Origin of the sequence: Heyndrickxia acidiproducens DSM 23148 (assembly GCF_000374345.1) — a bacterium.
Classification (GTDB): domain Bacteria; phylum Bacillota; class Bacilli; order Bacillales; family Bacillaceae_C; genus Weizmannia; species Weizmannia acidiproducens.
Window position 1 is genome coordinate 1 of sequence record NZ_KB894045.1, and the last position, 10,279, is coordinate 10,279.

At 39.6% G+C, this 10,279-nt stretch carries 12 protein-coding genes; 8 read left to right on the forward strand and 4 right to left on the reverse strand.

Annotated features, from left to right (window positions below; translation table 11 throughout):
- Positions 1-629: 629 nt before the first annotated feature.
- Genes C232_RS0117255 through C232_RS0117270 form a run of 4 tightly spaced genes read right to left on the reverse strand, consistent with a single transcriptional unit; the run spans position 630 to position 4,064 of the window.
- The gene (locus C232_RS0117255; RefSeq protein WP_018665372.1) at positions 630-1,892 is read right to left on the reverse strand and encodes a zinc-binding dehydrogenase; all 1,263 of its coding nucleotides are present in this window, start codon (positions 1,890-1,892) and stop codon (positions 630-632) included.
- Between the two features lie 37 nt (positions 1,893-1,929).
- Entirely contained in the window at positions 1,930-2,754 is an 825-nt protein-coding gene (locus tag C232_RS0117260; protein WP_018665373.1) for a mannose/fructose/sorbose PTS transporter subunit IID, read from the reverse strand.
- A gap of 14 nt (positions 2,755-2,768) precedes the next feature.
- Positions 2,769-3,557: a PTS mannose/fructose/sorbose transporter subunit IIC gene (locus C232_RS0117265; RefSeq protein WP_302466512.1), complete on the reverse strand. Its 789-nt coding sequence runs from the start codon at positions 3,555-3,557 to the stop codon at positions 2,769-2,771.
- 21 nt (positions 3,558-3,578) lie between these two features.
- Complete coding sequence (locus tag C232_RS0117270) at positions 3,579-4,064, reverse strand: mannose/fructose/sorbose PTS transporter subunit IIB (protein ID WP_018665375.1); 486 nt, start codon at positions 4,062-4,064, stop codon at positions 3,579-3,581.
- A gap of 67 nt (positions 4,065-4,131) precedes the next feature.
- Between C232_RS0117270 and C232_RS0117275 the strand changes: the two genes are divergently transcribed.
- From C232_RS0117275 to C232_RS0117310, 8 genes are all read left to right on the forward strand, one after another.
- Positions 4,132-4,356, forward strand: coding sequence for an SDR family oxidoreductase (locus C232_RS0117275; protein ID WP_018665376.1), 225 nt, complete (start codon positions 4,132-4,134; stop codon positions 4,354-4,356).
- A gap of 47 nt (positions 4,357-4,403) precedes the next feature.
- A complete protein-coding gene (locus tag C232_RS18930) occupies positions 4,404-4,631 on the forward strand; it encodes a PTS sugar transporter subunit IIA (RefSeq protein WP_018665377.1) in 228 nt (75 codons plus the stop codon).
- Positions 4,632-4,651: 20 nt separating this feature from the next.
- Positions 4,652-6,172: a BglG family transcription antiterminator gene (locus C232_RS18935; RefSeq protein WP_018665378.1), complete on the forward strand. Its 1,521-nt coding sequence runs from the start codon at positions 4,652-4,654 to the stop codon at positions 6,170-6,172.
- A 30-nt stretch (positions 6,173-6,202) separates the two neighbouring features.
- Positions 6,203-6,652 carry a transcriptional regulator GutM gene (locus tag C232_RS0117290; RefSeq protein ID WP_018665379.1) on the forward strand — a complete coding sequence of 150 codons (450 nt, stop codon included), beginning with the start codon at positions 6,203-6,205 and terminating at the stop codon, positions 6,650-6,652.
- A gap of 19 nt (positions 6,653-6,671) precedes the next feature.
- Positions 6,672-7,220, forward strand: a complete 549-nt coding sequence (gene srlA, locus C232_RS0117295) for a PTS glucitol/sorbitol transporter subunit IIC (RefSeq protein WP_018665380.1) — start codon at positions 6,672-6,674, stop codon at positions 7,218-7,220.
- Positions 7,221-7,239: 19 nt separating this feature from the next.
- Positions 7,240-8,271 carry a PTS glucitol/sorbitol transporter subunit IIB gene (srlE, locus tag C232_RS0117300; protein WP_018665381.1) on the forward strand — a complete coding sequence of 344 codons (1,032 nt, stop codon included), beginning with the start codon at positions 7,240-7,242 and terminating at the stop codon, positions 8,269-8,271.
- Between the two features lie 85 nt (positions 8,272-8,356).
- Complete coding sequence (locus C232_RS0117305) at positions 8,357-8,722, forward strand: PTS glucitol/sorbitol transporter subunit IIA (protein ID WP_026314663.1); 366 nt, start codon at positions 8,357-8,359, stop codon at positions 8,720-8,722.
- 44 nt (positions 8,723-8,766) lie between these two features.
- A complete protein-coding gene (locus tag C232_RS0117310) occupies positions 8,767-9,456 on the forward strand; it encodes a transaldolase family protein (protein WP_018665383.1) in 690 nt (229 codons plus the stop codon).
- Positions 9,457-10,279: the final 823 nt, after the last annotated feature.

Genomic DNA, 10,279 nt, shown 5'->3' on the forward strand with positions numbered 1-10,279 from the left:
TTCGATACTCCTCCTCCTCGTCAACTAAATCCTTTTTCCGTTCCGGATTTAGTCCTGGCGCTTTAGATCCTTATTCTTTTCTACGCTCCTTTCCATTTTTTATAAGAGAAAACAACAGCTTTATCATAGCTTATTCCTTCATTACCGTCAACATATTTTGCAGTTAATTCTAATGCTGGGAAAAGATGTATACATGTAAGCAGCAAAGCACTGGCTGGGACAGCAATGGAATTGTTTGTGAACCGTAAAATCGTCCAAAAGAGGGAGTGACTTGTTAGTATGGAGAATGAGTAACATATTTTTAAAGTAATATAACTAATGGAACATATGGAACGTTCCGGTGCTTCCCGATTTTACAAATTAAAAATTGAGAGTAGAGTAATGCTTTATTTTTTCGGATAGACAACTTTGTTAAACGGGATAACCACCCAATGCGGTCGTAAGCTATGGTGTTGGGCGGTTATCCAATGGATTCATCATCTTGCTTTGCAAACTAATACCTCGATGGCCGGTGTTTTGGGGCTATACTTATTGCGATTGTCTTAAAATAGAACAGACCTATGATCAAACGACTATTCAATTTTGGATTTGAAATATACAGTTAAAACTGGATGAATTGGTTTGTAGTTCTAAATTTCTTCGGCATGTTCCAAAATGTATTGTTCTGCTTCTTTGGACCAAACTCCATTCGTTTTTTTCAATATGGCTTTGAGATCATTATAGAAAGCAACTGGTTGGTCCTGTTGCTGTATATCCCGTAATGATTTGAGTTCCATTTTCTTATGCGTGTAAGTTAATTTCTTTCCACCTTTTATATCAGGAAGATTTAAAGTTGTATCGATTACTTGATCCAAACCAAGAATATGTGACACGATTTTTGCCGCATGCACTTTCTTTTCTTCGACCAATCTGATTCCTTCCCGCATATGTTCTGTATTTCCCCCTGAAGTTCCAACATAATGTGTAAAAGAATAATGAATGTCATAAAAATTAATTTCTACGGAAAACTCGTTGTCGGAGGGCCCTGCAAAGAAATTTAAACAGCCATCCTTAGCCAATAGAGCTGAACCCATTTTGGCAACATCTTTATTTGGAACAAAAACAAATACATCATCATAAAATTCGTTGTTTACGATTTGAAGAAGGCTTTGCTTTTGATCGGAAAGACGGCTTACGTTTACGAAATGCAAATCAACTCCCGCCTTTTTTGCTTCTTCTTTTGTATAAAGTTTGGAGATGGCTGTGATTTGTTTGTCATTGACGCCTGTGACGACCAAGGTTTTTGGTTTCTTCGGGCCATGTAAAGCATAATCAACCGCCAAATATCCCATCGGGCCTGTTCCGCCCATGATCATCATATTTCCATGGTCTTTAATTCCCATTTGATGGTCATAAGTTCCTTCAATTAAATGATAATTGGCATTAAACCCGGCAATAACACAGGATAATGGTTCTAATAGTGATCCTTCGAAAAAGGTGTCTCCATTGTACTCAAGTAAACAATCCTGTTCCATGACCTCTTTTGGAATCACGATATAGGTAGCATCACCGCCAACAAAAGGGAATGAGTATCCTGGGCAATCCGGGCGATCCTTTAATTGCAAATTCGCCTGTATCGCAAATTTATTGCCTTCTTTAAATTGATGGGCCCAGTTTTTTCCTACTTTTAAAATCTTGCCGCAGAATTCGTGCCCGATAATAATAGGATTTTCGTCAATATTATCAGGCACCTTTTTATGGCCGGGTCCCTGTTTTGTTTCTTTCCATGTAGACATGCACAGGCTGTCGGTTACAACAGATGCCAAAATTTCATCATCTGTAATCTCCGGCAACTCAAATTCTTCAAGCCGTAAATCATCTTTTCCGTATAATCTCACTGCTTTTGTAAGCATATTCGGATTCCCCTTTCATTCAATTAACCAGCAGGATTTATTTTAAGAATCCGAGCCAGTCACCCAAAATTCCTATACCAAATAAAGCGAAGATTAATAGTATCGGGCTGACTTTCTTTTTCAAGAGTTTCATCATGAGCAGAGTTAATCCTAAAGCAAGCAGGCCAGGGCATAATTGATCTAAAATGTCTTGAACAGTCATCGTTGTTGTTTTCCCAAGCTGGTTTGTTGTTTTTGATATAACCAGAGGTACATTGATCGTTGTCCATTTTGAAACGAGTACACCCATTACAAACAATCCAAGTATACTTGCTCCTTCTGTTAATTTTTGCAGTGCATTGCCAGCCATGTCTTTTACAACATTTAATCCGGCGGTGTACCCGTATTTTAATCCGTACCATTTCAAACCAAGGCGGACGATATTAAAGACAACAAAGAACAATATCGGCCCCCAAATACTGCCGGTTAAAGCGATTGATGCTCCAATTGCAGCGGTAATCGGGCGTAAAGTTCCCCAAATCAGCGGATCTCCGACTCCTGCAAGTGGACCCATTAAACCGACTTTCATACTGTTAATCGCACCCTCTTCGATATCAGCACCGTTTGCTTTTGATTCTTCCATGGCGGCAGTAACTCCGACAACAGGACCGCAAACGGCTGGGGTCGTGTTAAAAAATACGAGGTGGCGTTTTAATGCAGCAATTTGATCTTCTTTATTCGGGTAAAGGCGTTTAATGACAGGAATCATATCAAAACAAAAACCAAGTCCGTGAATCCGTTCAAAGTTAAACGATGCCTGCTGAAAATTTTCTCTGACAAAAATATTGAACAAGTCTTTTTTGGTTAATGTTCTTTTCTCCATGGTCTTTTATCCCCCTAATCATCCAACATATCATCATCGCTGTTAGATTTTGCGGCAGCAGCGGTCGCAGCACCGGTTTGCTGTTGTTTTAAATAACGAGGATTCAAATAAATAAATAGCATAGCCAGAATTAAACCAATTGCACCGTAACCTACTAAACTGATTCCAAGATAACCTGCGACAATAAACCCTAAGAAGAAGAAAGGCATCAGATATTTTACCCCCATCATATTGAGAACCATCGCATACCCGACTACTACGATGAATCCACCAGCAATCCTAAATCCATCGGTGATCACACTAGGGATGGCACCTAAAAAGCCTTGAACGGCGCTGGCACTTACAAATATCGAAACCAATAAGGCAGGTACGGCTACACGCATAGCCTGGACAAGCAGGGCAGAAAGGTGCAGGATATCTTTTTCCGCTGCTCTGTCGGCTGCATGCTGAAATGCAACGGTAATCGTACGGGCAAAAACAGTTAAAACCTGTCCGGCAGCAGCAACCGGCAGTGCAATAGCAATCCCGGATTGAATATCTTGTTTTCCTACAACAACTAAAATTGTTGAAATAATACTAGCCAATGCCGAGTCAGGAGATTGTGCAGCACCGATATTCATCCAGCCGAGGGCAATTAATTCCAGCGTTCCGCCAAGGATAATCCCAGTTTTTACATCTCCCAAAATTAACCCGATAACTGTACAAGCTATAAGCGGCCTATGTGTTTGAAACTCATCAAGAACACTCCCCATTCCGGCAATACAAGAGAAAATAAATATTAATATGATTTGGAACGCGTTAATGTCCATTTTTGTTTTCTCCTTTTATTTGGAAAATGAAATATCTTTAATTTTTGCCATAAAATCTGTTTGGGGATCAGAATTCACCACTCTTAAATCAAGTTTTACGCCCAATTCGTATAATCTTTTGAAGGCTGCAACATCTTCTGCGTCAACAGAAACCGCTTTTGTAATCTGGACTTTTCCCTTACTGAAAGCCATGCCGCCAATATTAATTGATTTGATGGGTACGCCTTTTTCCACCATTCTTAAAACGTCTGCAGGTTTGGTAAAGAGATAAAATACTGTTTCATTTTGGTAGATTGGATTATTGTATACCCGAACGGCTTTTTCAATATCACAAACATTCACCTTGATTCCTGGAGGCGCAGCCTGTTTCAGCAAGGTTCTTCTGATTTCATCTTTTGCTACATCATCGCTGCAAATGATGATACGTTCTGCTTTTGCTTCTTTTGCCCATACTGTAGTAACCTGCCCATGTATTAGACGGTCATCAATCCCGATATTCATGTCAAATGCTATTTCATCCAGCGTATTGTAAGCTATCTTGCTTCAGACAGAGCAAGCCTTTTTGCCTATGTACTTTTTCACGGAGAAGGTGGCCGGTGCTTCCGGCATTGGTTTAAATATCGCAAAAGCATTAGTAAATAATGGAGCTAAAGTAGTAGTTTCAGATTTAAATGTAGAAGACGGTCAGCAAGCAGATGGTTCTTATCTCATTAAATGTGATGTGACAAAAAAAGAAAGCGTTGACCAAATGGTTAAGAAAACAGTAGACTTGTTCCAATGTTCTCTATCATAATCACAGCCCATGGGACCTTAGCTACAGCATTCAAGCAATCGATCCGGATGATTTATGGCGAAACCAGCCAAGTTTATTCAGTGAATTTTGAGGATGGAGAAAACGCTGATACTTTGAAAATGAAACTGCTGGAAGTAATTGAAAAAAACGGTCTAAAAATTGGAACAGATATCTCCGGCAACAGCCTTTCCCCTTTTGCATCTACCAGCAGCCTGGGAAGGTTTATACCGGCATTATTAACCAGAATATCTACAGCGCCAGAACGACCCTTGTAACGGAACTGAAAAAAGCGAAAATGTCCTTGAACTCCTATAATTTGGCTATTCAAGGCAAACCGAATAAGGGTATGTATTTAAGTGGTACCGAGCTGGATCTGCGCTTCTTTATTCTGGATAATCTGTATGACTTTTTATACAGCGCTAACCATTTGGATAAAGAGATTGAGGACGCAATTATAAAGATTGCCAATCATTATGACTTGGAATCCAGCACGAAAAAGAAGTTGATGCAATTTATAGTGGTTATGCTGGATCGTATCTCTAAAAATAAGTTTCTATCCGTAATGAAAGATAAGTATATGAAATTATTGGAAACAAGAGAATACCAAGTTGCCTTGGAGATCTCCACTGTCATTGAAAAATATTTTTCCATTAAAATTCCTGAATTTGAAGTTTTGTTTATGACGATTCCGATTGCAGGAAGAAGAACGCCGACGAATAATAAAATGATGGTTGATATTTCTATATCCGAAGACATGATTCAATTGGTCCACAGGATTGTGGAACAAATCGGGTTTAACGAAAATATTATCAGGGAAAACCAAGCTTTTTTTACCGATTTACAGTACCATTTAACGTTGATGTTAAATCGTCTGATGTTTAATTTGCGACTGAAAAACCCGCTATTATCAGATGTTAAAGAGAAATATCCGGTTGCCTATAAAATGGCAGAGATCGCCGGGGATGTAATTGAAAAGGAATATCATCTTAAAGTTCCTAAAGATGAACTTGGCTATATTGCATTCTATTTCGGGGTATTGAATTCCAAAAATGAAATAAAGACGAAAAGATTACAGCGGGTAGCAGTCGTCTGTGGGACCGGGAGAGGAACGTCCGAACTGGTTGCGATACAATTACAGCGGATCCTCCGACAAAATACAAAAATTGATGTATTCTCTGAAAATGACATAACAAAAGAGACATTAGCACCCTATGATATTGTTTTTTCAACTGTTGATATTGATTTTCAGACCGACTCACCATTAATCAGGATCAGTGAAATTTTTGATGAAAATAGCATTTTACAGAAAATTGAAGAAGTCACCTTTTTGCATAAGTTCAAGATAAAAAGTAAGGGAAACAGCCATTTTATTATAAAAGTACTGGCAAACAGCGATAAATTCTTTGTTTTGGACGATAAGAAGAGCTATCAGAAAAATGTGGATGATATGATAGATGCAATGATCAATAGGGGATACCTGGATGAGGGCTTCAAAGAAAGGATAATAGAGAGAGCTAGGAAAGGATCAATGGTTTTTGACCGGTATATTGCGATGCCCCATACGATTAACCATCAATCCGATCAAGTTGTATTAGCGGTTGGCGTTTTTCCAAATGAAATACAGGAAGAGGGCAAAGAAATTAAACTCGTTTTTTTACTTGGGCTTCCTGAACAGACCAATGGAGATGCGAGTATGTTGGTGAAAATTTATGACGAAATCCTTCAAATTGCAAAAGATGAAAATTTGATTCATCAATTATCCCGTTCAAACAGTTATCAAGACTTTGCAGCATCTCTGGATCAGCCAACCAGATAAAAGAAATTTTAAATAAAAGGGAGTGATGAAATGCAAATCATCTTCATTATGATTTTTATGGCGAGTGCCTTCTTAATTCAGTTTCTTTTTGGCTTTTTTCAAATCAGACACTTTACGAAAGCGTATACAGAACTGCGAAAGCTTGGAAAAGTGGCCATTGGCAGAAGACCCGGTAAAATCAGATCCGGGACCATTGTTCTCTTTGCCCTGGCTCAAAGTGGCAGAATTTTAAAGGCAAAGAAAATTCAAGGTGTCACCGTAATGGCAAGAGTGAAGGATTTAAAGGGTTTTGAAGGGAAAAACATCAAAACTTTAAATGAGGCAGATATGGCAAAATGCAATAAATTGTTGCGGCTGGCCATTTTGGATGCTGTTAATAATTACAATATCATCATGAAAGGCGGCCAAATCCCTGAACAACCGAGTTTTTTCAAACGCGTGATCAATCAGGCAAACCATTTGGTTACTTCAAAGAAATAATATGGAGAGGTGAAACATTATGGATATCATGATTCACTTAGCACAAGGATTCATGTCCTTGTTTCAAACAGGAGCTAAAACTTTTCTCTCATGGATGACAGACATTGTTCCAGTAGTGCTGCTGTTGCTTGTTTGCATGAATACATTAATCCAGTTAATCGGAGAAAACCGTATTAATCGTTTAGCAGGAGCATCAAGCAAAAATCCGTTATTAAGATATTTACTTCTTCCTTTTTTAGCAACATTTATGCTTGGAAATCCGATGTCACTGTCAATGGGACGCTTTTTACCGGAAAAATATAAACCAAGTTACTATGCTTCCGCAGCTTACTTTAACCATACAAGCAACGGTTTGTTCCCGCATATTAATCCTGGGGAATTATTCATTTGGATGGGGATTGCACAGGGGATCCAGAAACTTGGTTTAAATACAGCAGATCTGGCAGTCCGGTATTTCCTTGTCGGGCTGGTTATGAACTTCTTTGCAGGCTGGGTAACGGACTTTACAACAAAGATCGTAGAGCGGCAACAAAATATCAAACTGAAGTCTAAAGTAGAACTGGACTGAGGAGAAGGAGGATATACTCATGGCTGAATATCGTTCCATAAAAATAGTAAGAGGGAGCGGCGGTTTTGGCGGTCCATTAACCATCACACCTACCGAAAAAAGAAATAAAGTTGTGTATATTACCGGCGGCGGGGCAAAACCGGATATTGTTGATAAAATTGTTGAATTAACAGGCCTCGAGGCGGTAAACGGTTTTAAAACATCCGTTCCTGAAGAAGAAATGGCAATGGTCATTATTGATTGCGGCGGTACGTTGCGATGCGGCATCTATCCGCAAAAACGGATTCCGACCGTTAATATTATGCCAACCGGGAGAAGCGGCCCGTTAGCAAAATATATTACAGAAGATATTTATGTATCAGCAGTCGGTCTCGATCAGATCCAGCCTGTTGAGGGGGATTCAAGCGCAGATGCGGCAGCTGCAGCAGAAAAAGAATCCGAGGCCGAACCTGAAAGTGAAAGACAATTTAAGTATAGCAGCGATAAAAAGGTTTCGCAAACCTTGGCATCTCAAAAAGAACAAAGTACTATGACAAAAATTGGTCTGGGTGCCGGGAAAGTCATCAATACTTTCTATCAGGCCGGGCGTGATGCCGTCCAAACAATGATCAATACGATTATTCCGTTTATGGCATTTGTTTCCTTGTTAATCGGAATTATTCAGGGTTCCGGCGCCGGAAACTTATTTGCAAAAATCATGTCCCCGTTGGCAGGCAATATTTGGGGTTTGCTTCTGATCGGATTTATTTGCTCATTGCCGTTCCTATCTCCTTTACTCGGACCTGGAGGGGTTATCGGGCAAATTGTTGGTACGCTTATCGGAGTAGAAATTGGAAAGGGCAATGTCCCGCCACAATTGGCTTTGCCTGCATTGTTTGCCATTAACACGCAAAATGCCTGCGACTTTATTCCAGTTGGTTTAGGTTTGGCAGAAGCAGACGCTGAGACAGTGGAAGTCGGTGTGCCTTCGGTTTTATACTCAAGATTTCTGATAGGGGTTCCAAGGGTATTTGTCGCCTGGCTCGCAAGTTTCGGTCTGTACAGCGGGTGACACCAGTAAATGGTACAAACTTTAGTTAAAAAATGAATAAGTGGGGAGGTTGGAAGGTGCGGCTGCGGGCCGTTGCCCAAAACTTATGAAAACAATCTACGAAAATAAAGTCAAAGGTAAAGGTTCACTTGCAGAAAACTTTTTAGATGAAAAAATGATCATTTTGTTCGGGAATGAAGCGCCCCAAGAACTGAAAGATTTTTGTTACTCCATTGATTTAGTCGAACCGAAAGATGATATTAAACCGGGGCAAGTTTTTTACATCAATGGTGAAGAATTTGAAATCACATCAGTTGGAGATCTGGTTCAGCGTAATTTAAGCACTTTAGGGCATATTACCCTGCGTTTTGACGGTTCAACAACACCTGAATTGCCCGGTACTTTATATTTGGAAGATAAAGAAGTTCCTAAAATTGATCTCGGGACAAAACTAAAGATTATTAGCGCTTAAATGCAGTGAGATTTGATAAATAATTGAAAAAGGGGGGCTGATCATTGAGATTATACATTGATTCTGCAGATGTGAAACAAATTGCGCATTTGGTTGAGTATTTTCCAATTGCCGGTGTTACAACCAACCCGTCAATTATTGTCCGGGAAAAGCGGCCCTACTTGGAATTACTGAAAGAAATCAGGGAAATTATTGGTGAAGAAAGAGAGTTATTTGTCCAGGCGCTTGGTGAATCCAGTGAAGAAATTGTTCAAGAGGCGCGTTTCATACAGGAGCAGCTGCCAGGCGTTACGATTGTGAAAATCCCAGTAACCGAAGAGGCAATTAAAGCGGTGAAAGTGCTCACGAAAGAACAGATACCTGTACTGGGCACTGCAATCTATACACCACTTCAAGCGTTGATAGCAGCTGAAGCAGGGGCAAAATACGTAGCGCCATATGTAAACAGAATTGATAATTTAAGCGGGAATGGCGTAAAGGTTGTTGAAGATATCGCAAAGTTATTTTCCATTTACAATTTAAAAACGGAAATATTGGCGGCTAGCTTTAAAAATATTCAACAGGTACTGGATGTATGCCTTGCAGGCGCACAAACAGTGACTTTACCGCCTGACTTAATTGCTAAAATGGTTTCATACCCGGCAACAGCAAATGATATTGAAGATTTTAAAACAAAGTGGGCTGGACAATTTGGCGCCGACCAGGCTGTTTTAGGCAATTACGCTAAAGTTTGAGCATTAAAATGAGATGGAATATCCAAATTTATACTTGCAAACAACAGGCCCAACCGGTAGATATTAGATACACTGCCGGTTGGGTTTTGTGTTCCGGGCACCACCCGAAGTTATTTAAGGGAGGTTTTTGAAAGGATTTCGAAGAAACCCTTAAGAATAACTGAAGAATATAAGCAAGATCTTAGTGCATTTCTTTCCAAATTGCCTTTTCGGATAATGAGCAAGCCATACAGAATGATTAAAGATTTGAATAAGTCTAGAAAGATTATCGAGGAGTACAAGTTAATGCATCATGATAAATGAGGTTAGGTGGCTAGTTGGCCATTATTTCATCATCTTAATCGGTTGGCACAATTGTATGGTGAATACGTATTGTTGTTACCCATTTTTTCAAAAAAGTTTTGTAAATTCCCTAATCAATCAACGGGAAACCGATACTGGACAGGGAAATTGACAGAAATTGGGCAATACTTAGGCTGCAGTATCCTACAGTATCCTACAACAAAAATTTCATCAGAAATGATGACTGCGGATTCCGAAGATGCTTTATAAAGTGTTACTGGCGCCCCAAAATGGCAGGAAATTGACGGTGTTATTTGTCCAGAAATTGACGGAATTGTTGTCAATTAAGGGGGAAGCCAGTTTGCGCTTTATTGTGGCTTCCCCTATGAGTTTAATACTTAAATTTAAATCATTGTCATTTCACGAAAGTTCCCCTTCAATCACACGTTTTACCATATGATCGTCAATGATTCGATGCCTGTTTTGTGCTCCGTAAAGTAGACAGTGGGTACAAATCTTGTTGATGATCCTTGCGGCTCCC